Source organism: Catellatospora sp. IY07-71 (assembly GCF_018326265.1).
Taxonomy (GTDB): Bacteria; Actinomycetota; Actinomycetes; order Mycobacteriales; family Micromonosporaceae; genus Catellatospora.
In genome coordinates this window covers 129,008-147,723 of record NZ_AP023360.1, presented here as the reverse complement: position 1 = coordinate 147,723, position 18,716 = coordinate 129,008, and the positions used below count along the sequence as shown (strand labels likewise).

The 18,716-nt window shown below is 71.8% G+C and carries 21 protein-coding genes; 17 read left to right on the top strand and 4 right to left on the bottom strand.

The genetic code is table 11. The annotated features are described in order from the left end of the window. Window positions 1-79 precede the first annotated feature (79 nt). Window positions 80-598: an HNH endonuclease gene (locus tag CS0771_RS00700; protein ID WP_203754351.1), complete on the top strand. Its 519-nt coding sequence runs from the start codon at window positions 80-82 to the stop codon at window positions 596-598. 3 nt (window positions 599-601) lie between these two features. Here CS0771_RS00700 and CS0771_RS00695 read toward each other — a convergent pair whose 3' ends face one another. The 3 genes from CS0771_RS00695 to CS0771_RS00690 form a co-directional block, all read right to left on the bottom strand. Further along, the gene (locus tag CS0771_RS00695) at window positions 602-1,219 is read right to left on the bottom strand and encodes a class F sortase (protein WP_244870521.1); all 618 of its coding nucleotides are present in this window, start codon (window positions 1,217-1,219) and stop codon (window positions 602-604) included. Window positions 1,220-1,224: 5 nt separating this feature from the next. Next, a complete protein-coding gene (locus tag CS0771_RS38460; protein ID WP_244870520.1) occupies window positions 1,225-1,716 on the bottom strand; it encodes a hypothetical protein in 492 nt (163 codons plus the stop codon). Between the two features lie 230 nt (window positions 1,717-1,946). After that, window positions 1,947-2,393: an Lrp/AsnC family transcriptional regulator gene (locus CS0771_RS00690; protein ID WP_212839321.1), complete on the bottom strand. Its 447-nt coding sequence runs from the start codon at window positions 2,391-2,393 to the stop codon at window positions 1,947-1,949. Between the two features lie 160 nt (window positions 2,394-2,553). Here CS0771_RS00690 and CS0771_RS00685 point away from each other — a divergent pair, with 160 nt between their 5' ends. From CS0771_RS00685 to CS0771_RS00620, 14 genes are all read left to right on the top strand, one after another. Continuing rightward, window positions 2,554-3,426 (top strand): tryptophan 2,3-dioxygenase, encoded by an 873-nt coding sequence (locus CS0771_RS00685; protein WP_212845529.1) that lies wholly within the window; start codon window positions 2,554-2,556, stop codon window positions 3,424-3,426. Window positions 3,427-3,526: 100 nt separating this feature from the next. Beyond that, window positions 3,527-4,798 (top strand): kynureninase, encoded by a 1,272-nt coding sequence (gene kynU, locus CS0771_RS00680; RefSeq protein ID WP_371821320.1) that lies wholly within the window; start codon window positions 3,527-3,529, stop codon window positions 4,796-4,798. Then, a complete protein-coding gene (locus CS0771_RS00675) occupies window positions 4,795-6,129 on the top strand; it encodes an NAD(P)/FAD-dependent oxidoreductase (RefSeq protein WP_212839319.1) in 1,335 nt (444 codons plus the stop codon). The genes kynU and CS0771_RS00675 overlap by 4 nt, the downstream gene beginning before the upstream one ends. 17 nt (window positions 6,130-6,146) lie before the next feature. Next, the gene (locus CS0771_RS00670) at window positions 6,147-7,628 is read left to right on the top strand and encodes a 2-hydroxymuconic semialdehyde dehydrogenase (RefSeq protein WP_212845528.1); all 1,482 of its coding nucleotides are present in this window, start codon (window positions 6,147-6,149) and stop codon (window positions 7,626-7,628) included. 17 nt (window positions 7,629-7,645) lie between these two features. After that, window positions 7,646-8,419 carry a 2-keto-4-pentenoate hydratase gene (locus tag CS0771_RS00665; protein ID WP_244871285.1) on the top strand — a complete coding sequence of 258 codons (774 nt, stop codon included), beginning with the start codon at window positions 7,646-7,648 and terminating at the stop codon, window positions 8,417-8,419. A 112-nt stretch (window positions 8,420-8,531) separates the two neighbouring features. Next, window positions 8,532-9,437: an acetaldehyde dehydrogenase (acetylating) gene (locus CS0771_RS00660; protein WP_212839318.1), complete on the top strand. Its 906-nt coding sequence runs from the start codon at window positions 8,532-8,534 to the stop codon at window positions 9,435-9,437. After that, complete coding sequence (gene dmpG, locus CS0771_RS00655) at window positions 9,434-10,492, top strand: 4-hydroxy-2-oxovalerate aldolase (protein ID WP_212839317.1); 1,059 nt, start codon at window positions 9,434-9,436, stop codon at window positions 10,490-10,492. The genes CS0771_RS00660 and dmpG overlap by 4 nt, the downstream gene beginning before the upstream one ends. Beyond that, window positions 10,489-11,214 (top strand): 2-keto-4-pentenoate hydratase, encoded by a 726-nt coding sequence (locus CS0771_RS00650; RefSeq protein WP_212839316.1) that lies wholly within the window; start codon window positions 10,489-10,491, stop codon window positions 11,212-11,214. Before dmpG ends, CS0771_RS00650 begins: the two co-directional genes overlap by 4 nt. Before the next feature lie 133 nt (window positions 11,215-11,347). Next, window positions 11,348-11,770, top strand: a complete 423-nt coding sequence (locus CS0771_RS00645; RefSeq protein WP_212839315.1) for a RidA family protein — start codon at window positions 11,348-11,350, stop codon at window positions 11,768-11,770. Further along, window positions 11,770-12,291, top strand: coding sequence for a 3-hydroxyanthranilate 3,4-dioxygenase (locus CS0771_RS00640; RefSeq protein WP_212839314.1), 522 nt, complete (start codon window positions 11,770-11,772; stop codon window positions 12,289-12,291). The genes CS0771_RS00645 and CS0771_RS00640 overlap by 1 nt, the downstream gene beginning before the upstream one ends. Beyond that, window positions 12,288-13,295, top strand: a complete 1,008-nt coding sequence (locus CS0771_RS00635) for an amidohydrolase family protein (protein ID WP_212845526.1) — start codon at window positions 12,288-12,290, stop codon at window positions 13,293-13,295. Before CS0771_RS00640 ends, CS0771_RS00635 begins: the two co-directional genes overlap by 4 nt. A 14-nt stretch (window positions 13,296-13,309) precedes the next feature. Further along, window positions 13,310-14,044: an alpha/beta hydrolase gene (locus CS0771_RS00630; RefSeq protein WP_244870519.1), complete on the top strand. Its 735-nt coding sequence runs from the start codon at window positions 13,310-13,312 to the stop codon at window positions 14,042-14,044. An 81-nt stretch (window positions 14,045-14,125) separates the two neighbouring features. Further along, window positions 14,126-14,413 (top strand): hypothetical protein, encoded by a 288-nt coding sequence (locus CS0771_RS00625; RefSeq protein ID WP_212839312.1) that lies wholly within the window; start codon window positions 14,126-14,128, stop codon window positions 14,411-14,413. Continuing rightward, complete coding sequence (locus tag CS0771_RS00620) at window positions 14,400-14,816, top strand: DUF5130 family protein (protein WP_212839311.1); 417 nt, start codon at window positions 14,400-14,402, stop codon at window positions 14,814-14,816. Before CS0771_RS00625 ends, CS0771_RS00620 begins: the two co-directional genes overlap by 14 nt. A 90-nt stretch (window positions 14,817-14,906) precedes the next feature. Here CS0771_RS00620 and pepN read toward each other — a convergent pair whose 3' ends face one another. Beyond that, on the bottom strand, window positions 14,907-17,462 hold the full coding sequence (pepN, locus tag CS0771_RS00615) for an aminopeptidase N (RefSeq protein ID WP_244870518.1): 2,556 nt from the start codon (window positions 17,460-17,462) through the stop codon (window positions 14,907-14,909). A gap of 178 nt (window positions 17,463-17,640) precedes the next feature. Between pepN and CS0771_RS00610 the strand changes: the two genes are divergently transcribed. Next, window positions 17,641-18,273 carry a disulfide bond formation protein DsbA gene (locus tag CS0771_RS00610; protein ID WP_212839309.1) on the top strand — a complete coding sequence of 211 codons (633 nt, stop codon included), beginning with the start codon at window positions 17,641-17,643 and terminating at the stop codon, window positions 18,271-18,273. A 154-nt stretch (window positions 18,274-18,427) separates the two neighbouring features. After that, on the top strand, window positions 18,428-18,634 hold the full coding sequence (locus tag CS0771_RS00605) for a hypothetical protein (RefSeq protein ID WP_212839308.1): 207 nt from the start codon (window positions 18,428-18,430) through the stop codon (window positions 18,632-18,634). Window positions 18,635-18,716 lie beyond the last annotated feature (82 nt).

The following is an 18,716-nucleotide window of genomic DNA, read 5'->3' as shown; positions in this document are numbered from 1 at the left end:
GTAGGTGCATTCACCAGATCTATCGGGGACGATGGTCACAATGACGCCATGACATGAGTGACCTCGGAGGGTGAGACCGATGCCTGACATACGACCCGCAGCCTCCTCCGCCGCGTTGCTCCTCAATGCGACCTACGAACCGCTGTGTGTCGTGTCCGTGCGCCGGGCCGCCATCCTCATCCTCTCGGGCAAGGCCGTCTGCGTCGCCGACGGCGACGGGGTGCTGCACAGTTCCCGCCACCGGGTGCCCGTCCCCCTGGTGGCCAAGCTCACCCGCTACGTCCGGGTGCCGTATCGCACCCAGGTCGGGCTCTCCCGCCGGGCCATCTTCGCCCGCGACGGCGGGCGCTGCGTCTACTGCCAGGGTCCCGCCGAGACGATCGACCACGTGCATCCGCGCTCCAAGGGCGGCCAGCACGCGTGGGACAACGTCGTCGCGGCCTGCGCGCGCTGCAACCACCACAAGGGCGACAAGACCCTCTCCGACCTCGGCTGGCGCCTGCCCGTCAAGCCCACCGTGCCGCACGGCGCGATCTGGCGGGTCATCGGGCACCGCACCCCGGACCCGCGCTGGGCGCAGTGGCTCGAGACGGTCTGAGGCTCAGGCCCTGCGGGCGCTGATCAGGCTCGCGAACACCACGATGTTGTCGGCGTAGCCCAGCTCGCCGCCCACCCACCGGCCCCCGCAGGTGATCAGGCGCAGCCCCGGCCGGCTGAAGTCGTGGTAGATCCGGTCCACGGGCAGGCTGTCCTTGCCGAACCGCTCGACGGTGTTCACCTCGAACACGGTGATCCGGTTGTCCCGGCGCGTGATCTCGATCTTCGCGCCGGGTTTCAGCTCGTTGAGCCGGTGGAACACGCCCGGCTTGTCCCTGGTGTCCACATGGCCGACGATGATCGCCGGGCCGTACTGGCCGGGTGAGGGCCCGTCGTCGAACCAGCCTGCCTCGTTGCGCAGCAGCAGCGACGGGGTGTCGATGGCGCCCCGCTCGTCCAGGCCGACGCCGTGGATGTACGCCTTCACCTTGATGTCCGGGATCTGGATCCGCAGCGGGCGGCTCGGGCCCAGCACCGGGAACTCGCCCGGCGGGGCCTTGCCCGGCCCCCGGAACAGCTCCGCCAGCGAGAACCCGTTCGCCTTGCCCAGGCCGATGCCGACCCCGAACAGGCCGGCCACGACCAGCAGCACCGCCAGCGGGACACCCAGCCGCCGTGGCACGGCGGTCAGGCCGGGGTCAGCGGCGAGCGCCCGCGCCGCCGCATCAGCACCAGCAGCCCGAGGCCCAGCCCCACCACGGCCGCGCCGCCGCCGATCAGCGTGGCGCCGTTGTCGGCCAGCGCGCCGCCGCCGGTGTTCGGGCCGTGCTCCGGGCTGTCGTGGTTGACCACCCAGAGCGTGGTGGTCGCGGTCTGCCGGCTGGGGCAGGTCAGCTTCACGTTGTAGCCGCCGGCCCTCTTGTTCTCGGGCACGGTCGCCGCCGCGATCAGGTACGAGTTGACCGGCTCGACGGTCACCGTGCCGAACGCCTCGGAGTGCACCTTCGCGTTGTTCAGCGCGTCACCGCAGCTCGCGCGGATCGCCACCTGGAACCCCGCCTGGATGGTGCTCGGGTTGACCTCGACGAAGACCCCCTCGGCGTGCGCGGGCGAAGGCGCCGTCAGCGCCGCCACGACCAGCGCCGTGACGCCGGCCGCCACCCGTAGAGCAGACCGCATGATTCCCCCAAACCGGTACCCCCACCCCCGAACCCGGGGCTCCCAGGCATCCTCTCACCCACACCCTCCCGAAACATGAAAAACGACCCGAACCGGACCTTCATGATCATCTGACTTGCCTGGCACCTGGGCGTATCTTGGGCGCCCATTCGCCCATCTGCCTGGCAAGTCGAACGATCAAGGGGGCCGGGCGGACGATCAAGCGCGCCGCGGGCGGCCGAGGCGGACCGTCAAGCGGGGTCCGGGGGTGGGGTGAGCGGGCGCCAGGGGAGGGGGGTAGAGAGGATCATCGTGCTGGAGGGGCGGCCGTGCGGGGCGAGGCGGTCGATGACGGCCTCGAAGGCGTCCATGGAGGTGGCGGCGACGCGAAGGATGCTGCACGCGTCGCCGGTGATGCGGTGGATCTCCAGGATCTCGGGCCAGGTGGACACGGCGGGGTCGCGCAGGATGCAGCCCGCGCCGTAGCAGGACATCTGGATCAGGGCGATCACCGGGCGGCCGGCCAGGGCCAGGTCCACGTGCGCGTGGTAGCCGGTGATCACGCCGGCCTCCTCCAGGCGGCGCACGCGCTCGGCGACGGCCGGCGGGGACAGGTGCACCCGGCGGGACAGCTCGCTGAAGGACAGCCGCGCGTCCGCCTGCAGCTCACGCAGCAGCGCCCAGTCCATGTCGTCCACGACGCGCTTTCCCTTCGTAAACGAAACGCCCCTACCTCAGTATGAACGTTAAGCAGAGCGGCCCGAGCGCCGTTGAACCGGCATTCCGATGGCACGCCCTCCGGAGAGATCATGACGTGGTCCGGAGAACCTGGAGGAACGCGTGAACGCCCCATCGACGATGACGTCGGCCGTACGCCCGGCCACCGCGCAGGAACGTGCCGCGCGGGCCGAGGCCAACGGCGGCGAGCCGACCCTGGAGTTCGCCGAGCGGACCCCGTACGACGCCTACGTCCACGCGAGCACGCTGCACACGCTGCAGCAGACGCTGAGCAAGGACCCCGGCGAGATGTCCTTCCTGATGATCAGCCAGGTGATGGAGCTGTACTTCGGGCTGGTCCGCTTCGAGCTGCGCCAGACGCAGCGGCTGCTCGCCGAGGACGACGTGTACGGCGCGCTGGCCCCGCTGCGGCGCTGCGCCCTGCACCTGGACGGCCTCAACGCCGCGTGGCAGACACTGCGCTGGATGACCCCGGCCGACTTCAACAAGTTCCGCAACCTGCTCGGCGAGGGCTCGGGCTTCCAGTCGGCGATGTACCGCCACCTGGAGTTCCTGCTCGGGCTGAAGACCGCGTCGCTGGTCCGCCCGTTCAAGCGCCAGGACGACGTCTACCACGATCTGCTGGCCGCCCTCAACGGCCCGAGCCTGTGGGACGACGTGATCGCCCTGCTGGCTCGGCAGGGTCACGACATCCCGGCCGACCTGCTGCAACGCGACTTCGCGCAGGAGCACGAGCCGCACCCCGCCGTCGAGGCCGCCTGGGTCGCCGTCTACGCCGAGGACACCGCGGACAACCACCTTCGCCAGCTCGGTGAGGCCCTGACCGAGGTCGCCGAGCGCTTCGACGTGTGGCGGCACAGGCATCTGATGGCCGTGGCGCGCACCATGGGTGCGAAGGTGGGCAGCGGCGGCTCCAACGGATACGCCTGGCTCCAGCGCAGCATGGCCAGAACGGTCTTCCCCGAACTCTGGTCCGCCCGCACCCACATGTAAGACAGTGTTGATCACGGCGTCGGGGTCGGGACACGCCGTCCACCACGTCCATAAGTTCATGATCAACGCAGGACACCAGACAGCGAGACGGTAGATGGCAATGACCGAGGTTGACGCGCGCAGGCGCGATGAGGCCGACCCGGGGCACCGGGACCTGTTCCGGATCCCGCCCGCCGAGGGGGGCGGGTACGCCGAGGTGGCGTACATGGCGGGCAACTCGCTGGGGCTGCAGCCGCGGGCCACGCGGGATGAGCTACTGGAGGATCTGGACGCCTGGGCGCGGCTGGGGGTCGAGGGGCATCTGGAGGCGGGGCGGCCGTGGCTGCCGTATCACGAGCTGCTGACCGAGCAGGCGGCGCGGCTGGTGGGCGGGCTGCCGAGCGAGACCGTGGTGATGAACTCGCTGACGGTCAACCTGCACCTGCTGATGGTGTCGTTCTACCGGCCGTCCGGGAGGCGGACCCGGATCGTGATCGAGGATGCGGCGTTCCCGTCGGACAGCTACGCGGTGCGCAGCCAGGTGGCCTTCCACGGGCTGGACCCGGACGCCGAGGTGGTGCGGCTGCGGCCGCGCGAGGGCGAGGACTGCCTGCGCACCGAGGACGTGCTGGCATACCTGCGGGACGAGGGCGACAAGGTCGCGCTGGTGCTGCTGGGCGGGGTCAACTACCTCACCGGCGAGCTGATGGACATCCCGGCGATCACCGACGCGGCCCGCGCGGCGGGTGCGGTGGCCGGCTGGGACCTGGCGCATGCGGCCGGCAACGTGCCGCTGCGGCTGCACGAGTGGGGCGTGGACTTCGCGGCCTGGTGCTCGTACAAGTACCTCAACTCGGGGCCGGGCGCGCTGTCCGGCGTGTTCGTGCACGAGCGGCACCTGGGCGACCCGGACCTGCCCCGGTTCGAGGGCTGGTGGAGCACGGCGGCGGCGACCCGGTTCGAGATGACGCCGACCTCGCGGCCCCCGGCGACGGTCGAGGCGTGGCAGATCTCCAACCCGCCGATCTTCGCCATGGGCCCGGTGCGGACCTCGCTCGAGCTGTTCGACAAGGTCGGTATGGAGGCGCTGCGCGCCCGGAGCCTGCGGCTGACGGCGTACCTGGAGTCGCTGCTGGACGAGGTGCTGCCCGGCCGGCCGCTGGCACAGGTCACCCCGCGCGACCCGGCGCGGCGCGGCTGCCAGCTGTCGGTGCGCACCGCCGCGATGGGCGCGAACGAGCTGGCCCGGCGGCTGCGCCACGAGCACGGCGTGATCGCCGACGCGCGCCAGCCCGACATCGTGCGTTTCGCGCCGGTGCCGCTGTACTCGACGTACCACGACTGCTGGCGGGTGGCCCAGGCCCTCGCGGCGATCTTCGAGGAGAAGGCATGACGCGGGAGAAGAACGTCGCCGTCGTCGGCGCGGGGCTCGCGGGCTGCCTGCTCGCGTGTTACCTGGCCCGGCGCGGCTACACGGTGACCATGTACGAGCGCCGCCCGGACCCGCGCACCGGCAAGGTCGAGCGCGGCCGCTCCATCAACCTGGCCCTGTCCGAGCGCGGGCTGGACGCGCTGCGCCGCATCGACCTGGACACGACGGTGATGGCCGACGCGCTGCCGATGCGGGGCCGGATGATCCACCCGGTCGAGGGTGAGCTCGACTTCCAGCAGTACAGCGCGGACGGCGAGCGGGCGATCAACTCGATCAGCCGGGGCGCGCTGAACAACGCGCTGCTCGCGGCGGCCACCGAGCTGCCGGACGTCTCCGCGCACTTCGACCACCGCCTGGTCGGCCTCGACCCCAAGACGGGCGAGATGCGCTTCGAGACCCCCGGTGGTGCGGTCACCGCGCAGGCCGATGTCGTCATGGGCACCGACGGGTTCAGCTCGGCGGTACGCGGGCAGCTGCTCGCGCACACCGGCCTGACCGAGAGCCTGGACTTCCTGGAGCACGGCTACAAGGAGCTGACCATCCCGGCCCGGGACGGCGAGTTCGCGCTGGACCCGGGCGCGCTGCACATCTGGCCGCGCGGCGCGTCCATGATGATCGCGCTGCCCAACCCGGACCGCTCGTTCACCTGCACCCTGTTCTGGCCGACCGGCGGTACCAGCGCCTTCGCGTCGCTGAGCAGCCCGGCCGCGATCGAGAAGCACTTCGCCGCGGTGTACCCGGACCTGATCGAGCTGGCCCCGAACCTGGTCGACGACTACCTGCACAACCCGGTGGGCGTGCTGGGCACGGTGCGCTGCGCGCCGTGGCACGCGTACGGCCGGGTCGGCCTGCTCGGCGACGCCGCGCACGCCATCGTGCCGTTCTACGGCCAGGGCGCGAACTGTGCGTTCGAGGACGTGGTGGAGCTGGACCGGGTGCTCGACAAGACCGGCGACGACTGGGACCGGGCGCTGCCCGAGTTCGAGGCGCGCCGGCGCGAGAACACCGAGGCCATCGCGCAGATGGCGCTGGAGAACTTCGTGGAGATGCGGGACAAGGTCGCCTCCCCGGTGTTCCAGGCGCAGAAGAAGGTCGAGCACGCGCTGGAACGGGCGCTGCCCGGCCGTTATGTCTCCCGCTACGAGCTGGTGTCGTTCTCCACCACGCCGTACGCCCAGGTGCAGCGCCGGGTGCGCCGCCAGCAGCGCCTGCTCGGCGCGGCGGCGGGCGCGGTGGTGCTGGCCGCGGGCGCGCTCGCGGCGTGGGCCTTCCGGAAGGGGACGGGCGCGTGAACTGGGACCCGACGCTGATGACCGGCCGCCCCGCGGGCGAGCCCGGCCTGCTGCGCAACTTCGTCGGCGGCGCGTTCGTGCCGGCCGAGAAGACGTTCGCGAAGGTGTCGCCGGTGACCGGCGAGAAGATCTTCGAGGTGGCCGAGGCGGACGCGTCCACCGTGGACGCGGCCGTGGCCGCCGCACGGGCGGCGATGCGCGGGCCGTGGGGGCGGATGAGCGAGGGCGAGCGCGCGGCGGTGCTGCGGCGGGTCGCCGACGAGCTGGAGCGGCGCTTCGACGACCTGGTCACCGCCGAGGTCGCGGACACCGGCAAGAGCATCTCGCAGGCGCGTACCCTCGACATCCCGCGCGGGGCGGCCAACTTCCGGGCCTTCGCCGACATCGTGACGACCGCGCCCACCGAATCGTTCATGACCGCGACCGCCGCAGGCGGGCGCGCGCTGAACTACGCGGTGCGCAAGCCGGTCGGCGTCGTCGCGATCATCGTGCCCTGGAACCTGCCGCTGCTGCTGCTCACCTGGAAGGTCGCCCCTGCGCTGGCCTGCGGCAACGCGGTCATCGTGAAGCCGTCCGAGGAGACGCCGTCGTCGGCCACGCTGCTGGCCGAGGTGATGGCCGCCGCGGGCGTGCCCGAGGGCGTGTTCAACCTGGTCCACGGCTTCGGGCCGGACTCGGCGGGCGAGTTCCTGACCAGGCATCCGGGGGTGGACGCGATCACGTTCACCGGGGAGTCGGCCACCGGCAGCGCGATCATGCGCGCCGCGTCCGACGGGGTGAAGGCGGTCTCGTTCGAGCTGGGCGGCAAGAACGCGGGCCTGGTCTTCCCCGACACGGACCTCGACGCGGCGGTCGCGGGCTCGGTGCGGTCCAGCTTCACCAACGGCGGCCAGGTCTGCCTGTGCACCGAGCGGCTGTACGTGCACCGCTCGATCTTCGACGAGTTCGCCGCGAAGCTGGCGGCCAAGGCGTCGGAGCTGCCGTTCGGGTGGCCGCAGGACGAGGCCACGGCCAACATGCCGCTGATCTCGCGGCAGCACCGGGAGAAGGTGCTGTCCTACTACGACCTGGCCCGCAGCGAGGGCGCGACGGTGCTCGCCGGTGGCGGCGTGCCGAGCTTCGGCGACGCGCGCGACGGCGGGGCGTACGTGCAGCCCACCGTGCTCACGGGGCTGGCGCAGGACGCGCGCGTCAACCGCGAGGAGATCTTCGGGCCGGTGTGCAGCCTGCTGCCGTTCGACGACGAGGACGAGGCGTTCGCGCTGGCCAACGACAGCGCCTACGGCCTGGCGGCCACGGTGTGGACGCGGGACGTGGGCCGGGCGCACCGGGCCGGATCCCGCCTGGACGCCGGGCTGGTCTGGGTCAACACCTGGTTCCTGCGCGACCTGCGCACCCCGTTCGGCGGGGTGAAGGCCTCCGGTGTGGGCCGCGAGGGCGGCGTGCACTCGCTGGCCTTCTACTCCGAACTGACCAACGTCTGCGTGGAGCTGTCGTGACCATCGGCAAGGACAAGATCGACGAGGCGGTACGCCTGCTGCGCGACGCGCAGGAGACCCGCACCCCGTGCGCCCCGCTCCGGGAACGCCTGCTGCCGGTCGGCGACGTGGCCTCGGCATACGCCGTGCAGCGCGCCATGACCCAGGACGCGGTCGCCGCCGGGCGGCGGATCGTCGGCGCGAAGATCGGCCTGACCAACCCCGCCGTGCAGCGGCAGCTCGGGGTGGACCAGCCCGACTTCGGGGTGCTGTTCGCCGACATGGCCGCCTGGGACGGCGCCGAGGTCGACGTGACCCGCATCCTGCAGCCCAAGGTCGAGGCCGAGGTGGCCTTCGTACTCGGCGGTGACCTGCCGCACCAGCAGGTCACCGTCGCCGACGTGATCCGCGCGACGGATCACCTGCTGCCCGCCATCGAGATCGTCGGCTCGCGCATCGCCGACTGGGACATCTCCATCGTCGACACCGTCGCCGACAACGCCTCCAGCGGCATGTTCGTGCTCGGCAACCGCCCGGTCCCGCTCGCCTCCGTCGACCTCCGCCTCTGCGGCATGGTCCTGGAACACGAGGGCGAGCCCGTCTCCGTCGGCGCAGGCGCCGCCTGCCTCGGCAACCCCCTGCACGCCGTCGCCTGGCTCGCCGAGACCCTGGCCGTCGCCGGCACCCCCCTGCGGGCGGGCGATGTCGTCCTGTCCGGCGCCCTGGGCCCGATGGTCCCCGTCACCCCCGGCGCCGCCTACGAGGCCCGCATCAGCGGCCTCGGCTCCGTCCGCACCCGGTTCACCCCATGAGTGCGTTGATCATGAACTTGAGGACGTGTTCGACGGCGTGTCGCTACCCCGGCGCCGTGATCACCGAAGCAGAACCCGGTGCGGGGCGGGCGAGCGGTAACGGAGGCAGCTGGTGAAGGCCGGAGTGGCGGTCATCGGGTCGGGGAACATCGGGACCGACCTGATGATCAAGGTGTTGCGGTTGAGTGAGTCGCTGCGGATGGTGGCGATGGTGGGGATCGATCCGGAGTCCGATGGGCTGGCGCGGGCTGCGCGGCTCGGGGTGGCGACCACGGCCGAGGGCGTGGACGGGCTGGTGCGGATGCCGGAGTTCGCCGAGGTGGATGTCGTGTTCGACGCGACGTCGGCGAAGGCGCACCGGTATCACGACGAGGTGCTGCGCAGGCACGGGAAGGTCGTGATCGATCTGACGCCGGCCGCGATCGGGCCGTACGTGGTGCCGACCGTGAACCTGGACGAGCACCTCGACCAGCCCAACGTGAACATGGTGACCTGCGGCGGGCAGGCGACCGTGCCGATCGTGGCGGCGGTCAGCGCGGTGACGCCGGTGGCGTACGGCGAGATCGTCGCGTCCATCGCGTCGCGCTCGGCAGGTCCCGGCACCCGGGCCAACATCGACGAGTTCACCGAGACCACGGCGCGGGCCATCGAGGTCGTCGGCGGCGCGGGACGCGGCAAGGCGATCATCGTGCTGAACCCGGCCGAGCCGCCGCTGCTGATGCGCGACACCGTGTACTGCCTCTGCCCGGACGCGGACGCCGACCGGGCCGCGATCGCGGCGAGCGTGGAGGACATGGTCAAGCAGGTGCAGGGCTACGTGCCCGGCTACCGGCTCAAGCAGCAGGTGCAGTTCGACACGGTGACCGTGCCCATGTTCGACGCGCCCGCGCTGCAGGTGTCGGTGTTCCTGGAGGTGTCGGGGGCGGGGCACTACCTGCCCGCGTACGCCGGGAACCTGGACATCATGACCTCGGCGGCGCTGCGTACCGCGGAGCGCCTGATGGAGCTGAAGAAATGACGACTCGGATCTACGTACAGGACGTGACCCTGCGCGACGGCATGCACGCCATCGGGCACCGGTACACGGTGGCGCAGGTGCGGCGGATCGCCGCGGCGCTGGACGCGGCGGGCGTGGCCGCGATCGAGGTCGCGCACGGCGACGGCCTGGCCGGTTCCAGCGTGAACTACGGCCACGGCGCGGCGACCGACGCCGAGTGGATCGCCGCGGCGGCCGAGGTGATGCCGAACGCGAAGCTGACCACGCTGCTGCTGCCCGGCATCGGCACCATCGCCGACCTCAAGGCCGCCCGCGACCTCGGCGTGACCAGCGTGCGCATCGCCACGCACTGCACCGAGGCGGACATCTCCGCCCAGCACATCGGCTGGGCGCGGGAGAACGGCATGGACGTCTCCGGCTTCCTGATGATGTCCCACATGAACTCCCCAGACGGCCTGGCGAGGCAGGCCAAGCTGATGGAGTCGTACGGCGCGCACTGCGTCTACGTCACCGACTCCGGGGGCCGGCTGCTCATGCGCGACGTCGCGGAGCGGGTCGACGCCTACCGGCAGGTGCTCGACGAGCACACCCAGGTCGGCATCCACGCCCACCACAACCTGTCCCTCGGCGTAGCCAACAGCGTGGTGGCCGTGGAGCACGGCGACCGTCCCGGCGTGCCGGTGCGCGTCGACGCCTCGCTGGCGGGCATGGGCGCGGGCGCGGGCAACGCGCCGCTGGAGGTGTTCGTGGCCACCGCCGAGCTGATGGGCTGGGAGCACGGCTGCGAGGTGTTCGCGCTGATGGACGCGGCCGACGACATCGTGCGGCCGCTGCAGGACCGGCCGGTGCAGGTGGACCGGGAGACGCTGTCGCTGGGCTACGCGGGCGTCTACTCCAGCTTCCTGCGCCACGCCGAGCGCGCCTCGGCCAAGTACGGCGTGGACGTGCGCTCGATCCTGGTCGAGCTGGGCCGCCGCCGCATGGTCGGCGGCCAGGAGGACATGATCGTCGACGTCGCGCTGGACCTGGTCCGCGACGCCGAGCAGGCAGCCGCGAGCACGGGGGAGCGGGCATGAGCATCACGGAGATGGCCGCGCTGCTGGACGACGCGGCGACCGGGGCGAAGGCGATCCCGCAGCTCACGCTGGGGCACGAGCTGGATGTGGACGGGGCCTACGCAGTGCAGGAGGCGCTGATCGCGCGCCGCCTCGACCGCGGCCAGCGCCTGGTGGGCATCAAGATGGGGCTCACCAGCCGGGCCAAGATGGCGCAGGTCGGCGTACACGAGGTGATCTGGGGCCGGCTCACCGACGCGATGCGGGTGCCCGACGGCGGGCGGCTCGCCCTCGACGGCTTCATCCACCCGCGGATCGAGCCGGAGGTCGCGTTCCTGCTGGGCGAGGACGGCATCGCCGCGGTCGCGCCCGCGCTGGAGATCATCGACTCGCGGTACGCGGACTTCCAGTTCACCCACCCCGACGTGGTCGCCGACAACACCTCCGGCGCCGCGTTCGTGCTCGGCGCCTGGCAGCCCGTCCCGGCGGGGCTGGGCAACCTGGGCGTGCTGCTGGAGGTCGACGGCAAGGTCGTCCAGGCGGGATCGACCGCCGCGATTCTCGGCGACCCGCGCCGCGCGCTGGACGAGGGCCGCGCGCTGACCGCCCGCTACGGCGTCGCGCTGGAGCCCGGCTGGATCTTCCTCGCCGGCGCCGCCACCGCCGCCGTCCCCCTCACCCGGGGCGCCCACGTCCGCGCCGTCGTCGAGGGCCTCGGCAGCACCTCGGTGGTGGCGTCATGACCTCCCACGCTCACGTCTGTGGGATGGGCCGGTGCAGTTTCGGGGAAACTGCACGCATCCACGGCTCGCAAGCTGCAGTTTCCCCGAAACTGCACAGCGCCCCCGGGCGGGCGGCGGGAAGCGAGGAGGCGGTATGAGCGGGGCGAAGACGGTCGCGGGGAAGGCGACGCCGCGCGGAAGGTTCCCGCACGTGAAGGTGGCGGGTGGGTTCGCGTTCGTGAGCGGGACGTCGAGCCGGCGGCCGGACAACACGATCGCGGGCGCGTCGGTCGACGAGATGGGCACGACCAGCCTGGACATCCGCGAGCAGACCCGCGCCGTGATCGAGAACATCGGCGACATCCTGCGCTCGGTCGGCGCGGACCTGTCCGACCTGGTCCAGGTGACCACGTACCTGGTCAACATGAACGACTTCGGCGGGTACAACGAGGTGTACGGCGAGTTCTTCGACGCCACCGGGCCGACCCGCACCACGGTCGCGGTGCACCAGCTCCCGCACCCGCACCTGCTGATCGAGATCCAAGCCGTCGCACTGCTGCCACAGAAGGAGTCGTGATGACCGAGATCACCGAGCCGGTGAGCTTCCCCGGCTGGATCGAGGAGAACCAGCACCTGCTCAAGCCGCCGGTCGGCAACAAGCAGATGTTCCCGACCGGCGACGACTTCATCGTCATGGTGGTCGGCGGGCCGAACCAGCGCACGGACTTCCACGTGGACCCGTACGAGGAGTTCTTCTACCAGATCAAGGGCACCCTGCGGATCAACCTGATGACGCCGGAGGGCCCGCGCACGATCACCGTGCCCGAGGGCCACATGTGGATGCTGCCCCGGCTCACCCCGCACTCGCCGCAGCGCGAGGCCGGCTCGATCGGCCTGGTCATGGAGCGGGTCCGCGAGGAGGGCACGCTGGAGAAGTTCCGCTGGTACTGCCCGAACTGCCACGAGATCGTGCACGAGGTCGAGCTGCAGGTGCGCGACATCGTCGCCGACCTGCCGCCGGTGTTCACCGCCTTCTACGGCGACGAGCAGGCGCGTACCTGCGGCAAGTGCGGCACCCTGCACCCGGGCAAGGGCTGATGGCGCCCGTAGTCGACGTGCACACCCACGTCGTGCCGAAGGGCTGGCCGGAGCTGTCGTCGGCGTGCGGCGGCGACGGCTGGCCCTGGCTGCGGGTGGACTCCGAGCACGAAGCAATGATCATGGTGGGGGAGAGCGAGTTCCGCCCCATCGGCGCCCAGTGCTGGGACGCGCCCACCCGGCTGGCCGACATGGCCGACGACGGGGTGGACGTGCAGGTGGTCTCGCCCACCCCGGTGTTCTTCTCGTACGAGCGACCGGCCGCACAGGCGATGAAGGTGGCCCGGATCTTCAACGACCTGGCCCTGGAGGTCTGCGCGGGCGGGGTAGACCGGCTGGTGCCGTTCTGCCAGGTGCCGCTGCAGGACCCCGACCTGGCCTGCGCCGAGCTGGACCGCTGTATGGCGAACGGGCACGCGGGCGTCGAGATCGGCAACCACGTCGGCGACCGCGACCTCGACGATGAGGGCATCATCCAGTTCCTGCAGCACTGCGCGCAGATCGGGGCGCCGGTGTTCGTGCACCCGTGGGACATGCCGAACGGGCCGCGCCTGGACCGGTGGATGGCCCGCTGGCTGACCGGCATGCCCGCCGAGACGCACCTGTCCGTGCTGTCCATGATCCTGGGCGGCGTGTTCGACCGGGTGCCGGAGACGCTGCGGCTGTGCTTCGCGCACGGCGGCGGCAGCTTCCCGTTCTGGCTGGGCCGCGCGGACAACGCCTGGCACCGGCGCGGCGACGTGGTACGCGGGCAGTCCGCGCTGCCGCCGAGCGAGTACACGCACCGGTTCTACGTGGACACGGTCGTCTTCGACCCGGCCGCCCTGCGGCTGCTGGTGGACACCATGGGCGAGGACCGCATCCTGCTGGGCAGCGACTACCCCTACCCGCTGGGCGAGCGCCCGGTCGGCGCGGTGGTGCGCAAGTCCGACTTCCTCACCGACGGCCAGCGCGACAAGCTGCTCGGCGGCAACGCACTGACCTTCCTCGGGCGGGCGGCGTGACGGAGGACCGCTCGGTGCTCTCCCGGAGCGCCCCCGCGCCCGACGCGACCGTGCGCTACGGCCCGCTGCCCGAGCAGGTGGCCGACGCCTGGCACGGCGGCGCGGGTGCGGCGGCCCGGCCGCTGGTCGTGCTGGTGCACGGCGGTTTCTGGCGGCCGGAGTACGACCGCGCGCACACCCACCCGATGGCCGCCGCGATCCGCGACGCGGGCTGGACGGTGTGCTCGATCGAGTACCGCCGCGAGCCCGGCAGGCCCGAGCACGCCGTGCGCGACGTCGCCGGCGCGCTCGCGGCCATGCCGGGCGAGGTGGACGGGCACGACGGGCGGGTGATCGTGGCCGGGCACTCGGCGGGCGGTCACCTGGCGCTGTGGGCGGCGAGCGCGGCCCCGGCGCCCCGGCAGGTGGGCACGCTCGCCCTGGCGCCGGTGGCGGACCTCCGGCTGGCCGAGCAGCTGCACCTCGACGACGGGGCGGTGCGCGACTTCCTGGGCGCCGTCGCGGCGTCCCGGGCCGACCTGGACCCGGCCCGGCTGCCCGCCCCGGCGGGCGCGACGGTGCTGCTGCACGGCCTGCTCGACGAGATCGTGCCGGTCGCGGTGGCCGAGGCGTACACCGCCGCCCACCCGGGCAGCCGGCTCGTCACGGTGCCCGGTGCGGCCCACTTCGCCGTCATCGACCCGCTGTCGGGGGCCTGGCCGGCGGTGCTCGCCGAACTCGAGCGGCTGTCGTTTCCGGCAGCAGTTTGACCACCCCTGAGCAGGTGACGGCGCTCACTCCGCTAGCGTTGAGACGGTAAGGGATCGGATTCGAGCCCGGGGGGCTTCCAGGTGTCCACGCCAGATCTACCCGATCTGTTGATCTATGCGGGCATCCCGCTCGCGGTGATCGGCATCATCTTCGCCTTGGTGTACGCGGCCGGCGGCCGCAACGCCAAGCGTTACCGTCCGGGTCGGCCGTACGAGTTCAAGCCGGTGTGGTTCCTCGCCCGGCCCGAATCGGACGGCCCCGCCGCGGCGCACGGCGCGCTCGAGGCGGCCGCCCGCGCGGAGCTGACCGCGTCCGGCGACCTGTCGCCGGTCGTGGATGTGACAGGGGGCGCAAGTGACCGCTGGTGACCAGCACGACAGCCACGACGTGGCGGTGCACGAGGTGCTCGACGGGCCGTTCACGACCCGTCAGCTGCTGCGGCTCGACGACGCGCTGCGCAAGGCCGACGAGACCACCGGCCTGACCTTCAGCGTGTACGTGGGCGACATCACCGAGCCGGTGCGCGAGGGCGCGGAGAAGCTGCACGCCCGCCTCGCCCACCCGGCGCAGTCGGTGCTGCTCGCCGTCGCGCCGGACCAGCGCCAGCTGGAGATCGTCACGGGTTCGCAGGCGCGCCGTCGGCTGTCCGACCGCGACTGCAAGCTCGCCGCGCTGTCCATGGCGGCGGCGTTCGGCGGCGGCGACCTGGCCGGCGGCCTGGTCAGCGGTCTCGCACAGCTCACCGGCCTGGCCGGCAAGCCGGCCTCCTGACGGTCTGGGCGCCGGGTTCCGGCGTCGTTTCAAGAGCAGGACATGCAAAGAGGGGCCGGACGCGATCGCGTCCGGCCCCTCTGCTCGTGCTCACGCGGAGGCGGCGTCCTTGGCGCGGGCCTTCTGGGCACGCAGCATCCGGTCGTTGCCCTCGGCCATCAGGCGGCGCAGCGAGGCCGGGTGGCCCTCCTCGGCCAGCCACGCCTGCGCGGCGGCCACGGTCTCGTCCGACACGTCGAGCGCGGGGTAGTTCAGGATCACGAACTCCTGCGCCGGCTCGCTGTCCCGGGCCGCCCACACCCCGGCCGCGTCGGCGAAGAACCGGGCCGTGTACGGCCTGGTCAGCTCGACCTGAGCGGTGTGCTGGAAGCCCTGGATGTAGGCGCGGTTGCGCCAGTTCGGCAGGGCCGCCGGGCCGGTCAGCTCGGCCCATACCGCGGCCTTGTTCTCGGCGGTCGGGATGAGGGCGTGCGCGAGCGCGGCGCCGATGTCGCCGGAGGCGGTGCGGTCGGCGTCGTGCTCGGCCTGGATCGCCGCGGGCTCCAGCGCGCCCATGGCGACCAGCGCCTGCACGAGCTGCCAGCGCAGCTCGCCCGCGATGGTGATGCCCTCGGGCACGCCGTCGCCGTCGAGCCAGCCGCGCAGCACGGCCAGGTCGGTGGCGGAGCGGGCCGCGTTGATGAAGGCGCGGGTCCAGGCGAGCTGGAACCCGCTGCCGGGCTCGGCGACGGCGAGCGCCGCGTGGGCGGTGTCGGCCAGGCGGCCCCAGCCGGTGGGGGCCCAGGCCGGGTCGGCGTACACGCTGAGGACGGTCTGGACCTGGCGCAGGGTGGCGGTGACCAGGTTGATGTCGCGCTCGCCGGGCAGGGCGCCGGTGACCAGGGCGGTGTAGTCGCGGGCGGCCATCTCGGCGTCGCGCACCATGTCCCAGGCGGCGGCCCAGCACAGCGCGCGGGCCAGGGAGGAGTCGAAGCCGCTGAGGTTGTCGACCACGACGGCCAGCGAGCGGTCGTCCAGCCGCAGCTTGGCGTAGGTGAGGTCCTCGTCGTTGAGCAGCAGCACGTCCGCGGCGCGTACGCCGGCGAGCTGCCCGATCTCCGTCTCGGCCCCGGCCACGTCGGTCTCGATCCGGTCGCGGCGCACCAGGCTGCCGTCGACCAGGTCGTAGAGGCCGATGGCGAGGCGGTGCGGGCGCAGCGTCGGGTGGCTGGCGGGGGCCTCCTGCTGCACGGCGACGCGCTGGTAGGCGCCGTCCGGGCCGATCTCGACGACCGGGCGCAGCGTGTTGACCTGAGCGGTCTCCAGCCAGGCGGCGGCGAAGGGGCGCAGCTCGCGGCCGGAGGACTCCTCCAGCGCGGACAGCAGGTCGCCGAAGGTGGCGTTGCCCCAGGCGTGCTGCTTGAAGTAGCTGCGCAGGCCGGCCACGAAGGCCTCGATGCCGACGTACGCGACGAGCTGCTTGATCACGCTGGCGCCCTTGGCGTACGTGATGCCGTCGAAGTTGACCTCGACCGCCGACACGTCGGGCATGTCGCAGTACACCGGGTGGGTGCTGGAGAGCTGGTCCTGGCTGTAGCCCCAGTTCTTGCGCAGCGACAGGAACGTGGTCCAGGCGTCGGAGAAGCGGGTGGCCTCGGCGTTGCACCAGTGCGACGCCCACTCGGCGAACGACTCGTTCAGCCACAGGTCGTCCCACCAGCGCATGGTGACCAGGTCGCCGAACCACATGTGGGCCAGCTCGTGCAGGATCGTGTTGGCGCGCTGCTCGCGCTCGAAGTCGGTGACCTCGGAGCGGAAGATGTACGACGCGTCGGCGTGGGTCACGCAGCCGAAGTTCTCCATCGCGCCCGCGTTGAACTCGGGCACCCACAGCTGGTCGTACTTGGGCAGCGGGTAGCGCACGCCGAACTGGGCCTGGAAGAAGTCGAAGCCCTGCGTGGTGATCTCGAACAGCTCGTCGGCCTCCAGGTGCTCGGCCATCGAGGCCCGGCAGAACACGCCCAGGTCGATGCCGTCGTGCGTGGTGCGGACCTCGTGGTACGGCCCGGCGCACAGCGCGGTGACGTAGGTGGACATGCGCGCCGACTGCGCGAAGTGGACCGTCTTGCCGTAGCCCTCGGTGGTGGTCTGCTCGACCGGGGCGTTGGAGACGACCTTCCAGTGCTTGGGGACGGTCGCGTGCCAGGTGTAGACGGACTTCAGGTCCGGCTGGTCGAAGCAGGCGAAGACCTTCTGCGCGTCCGCGGTCTCGAACTGGCTGTAGAGGTAGACCTCCTTGTCCGCCGGGTCGACCGCGCGGTGCAGGCCCTGCCCCTGCTGGGAGAACGGGAAGTCCGCCTCGACCACCAGCGTGTTCTGCTCCGCGAGCCCGGTCAGCACCAGGCCCTTGTCGGCGGCCCAGGCGCTGGTGTCCACGGCCTGGCCGTTGAGCTCGGCGCGCAGGATCTTGCCGGCCGCGACCTCGATGAACGTGCTCGCACCGGGCTCGGTGGCGGTGAAGCTGACGGTGGTCACGCTCCGGAAGGTGCCGTCGCCGGGGTTGCCGGCTCCGTCGGTCAGGTCCAGCGAGATGTCGTAAGAGTTGACCTCGAGCAGCCGGGCTCTGTCGGTGGCCTCGGCCTGGGTGAGATTGCGCGTACCGGTCACGGCGTCTTTACTCCTGTCGGGCTGCGGTGCTGAGCAGCGGGGAGGGCAGTATCGCTGCCCAGGGCAGTCTTCCATTGCGGCACCCTCGCGGGCGCGAAGTAACTGTTTCACATTGTCGCCCGCCGCGCGTGGGGAAGGTCACGCGCGCGGGTGAGAGCAGCGCGTCATGATTTCACCCATGACCGCTGTAGTTGAAAATTCCACCATCGGTATGTGGTTCGACCCGCTCTGCCCCTGGGCGTGGATGACCTCGCGCTGGCTGCTGGAGGTCGAGAAGGTCCGCCCGGTGACCGTCGAGTTCCACGTGATGAGCCTGTCCGTGCTGAACTCCGGCCGTGACCTGCCCGAGCAGTACGTCGCCCTGATGGAGAAGGGCTGGGGCCCGGTGCGCGTGTGCGTCGCCGCCGCGCAGCAGTACGGCGAGCAGGTGCTGCGTGACCTGTACACGGCGTACGGCACCCGGATCCACCTGAACAAGCAGGAGCTGGGGCCGGAGCTGGACGCCGCCGCGCTGGCCGACGTGGGCCTCGACCCGGCGCTGGCCGCCGCCGCCACCTCGACCCAGTACGACGAGGCGCTGACCGCCAGCCACAACGCGGGCATGAAGCCGGTCGGCACCGACGTGGGCACCCCCGTCATCCACGCCCCCGGCCCGGAGGGCAGGACCATCGCCTTCTTCGGCCCGGTGGTCACCCCGGCCCCCAAGGGCGAGGACGCCGGCCGCCTCTACGACGGCGTGCTGCTGGTGGCGGGCACCCCCGGCTTCTACGAGCTGAAGCGCACCCGGGACCTCGGCCCCATCTTCGAGTGAACGGCTGCACTTTCGGGGAAACCGCGTCTAAGCCGACCGGGATTCGTGCAGTTTCCCCGAAAGTGACACCGCGGCGTGAGGCATGCGTCCGGGAGGCGGCTGGGTCGTTGGTGAAGTGGGACACAGTGCTTCACCGATGAGTCGGGAGAGAGACATGGCGGATGTCGTCGCGGATCCGTGGCGGCTGGTCGCACCGGCGCAGGCCGTCGCGGACAGCCTGGGCACCTCGTACGTCAGCGTGGAGGAGAGCCGCTGGGCGACGTGGCAGCCGAACCTGCCCGCCGAGGTCACGGCCTTTCTCGCAGAGCCGGTCGTGGTGGGCGCGTCGCCCGCGGGCTTCCTGGTGGGCGGCCGGCTCTGACCTTCCGCCCGCGGCGACCCCCGAGGCAGGGGCAGGTTCTCCGGGGCGCGCCGCGCGGGGCCTCGCCGTCCCAGCCGGTGGA

Bases quoted from the DNA above. Each gene is read 5' to 3' on its own strand.
- CS0771_RS00700 (WP_203754351.1), top strand. From the start codon at position 80: ATGCCTGACATACGACCCGCAGCCTCCTCCGCCGCGTTGCTCCTCAAT.
- CS0771_RS38460 (WP_244870520.1), bottom strand. From the start codon at position 1,716: ATGCGGTCTGCTCTACGGGTGGCGGCCGGCGTCACGGCGCTGGTCGTG.
- CS0771_RS00685 (WP_212845529.1), top strand. From the start codon at position 2,554: ATGACGTCGGCCGTACGCCCGGCCACCGCGCAGGAACGTGCCGCGCGG.
- kynU (WP_371821320.1), top strand. From the start codon at position 3,527: ATGACCGAGGTTGACGCGCGCAGGCGCGATGAGGCCGACCCGGGGCAC.
- CS0771_RS00675 (WP_212839319.1), top strand. From the start codon at position 4,795: ATGACGCGGGAGAAGAACGTCGCCGTCGTCGGCGCGGGGCTCGCGGGC.
- CS0771_RS00670 (WP_212845528.1), top strand. From the start codon at position 6,147: ATGACCGGCCGCCCCGCGGGCGAGCCCGGCCTGCTGCGCAACTTCGTC.
- dmpG (WP_212839317.1), top strand. From the start codon at position 9,434: ATGACGACTCGGATCTACGTACAGGACGTGACCCTGCGCGACGGCATG.
- CS0771_RS00650 (WP_212839316.1), top strand. From the start codon at position 10,489: ATGAGCATCACGGAGATGGCCGCGCTGCTGGACGACGCGGCGACCGGG.
- CS0771_RS00645 (WP_212839315.1), top strand. From the start codon at position 11,348: ATGAGCGGGGCGAAGACGGTCGCGGGGAAGGCGACGCCGCGCGGAAGG.
- CS0771_RS00640 (WP_212839314.1), top strand. From the start codon at position 11,770: ATGACCGAGATCACCGAGCCGGTGAGCTTCCCCGGCTGGATCGAGGAG.
- CS0771_RS00610 (WP_212839309.1), top strand. From the start codon at position 17,641: ATGACCGCTGTAGTTGAAAATTCCACCATCGGTATGTGGTTCGACCCG.
- CS0771_RS00605 (WP_212839308.1), top strand. From the start codon at position 18,428: ATGGCGGATGTCGTCGCGGATCCGTGGCGGCTGGTCGCACCGGCGCAG.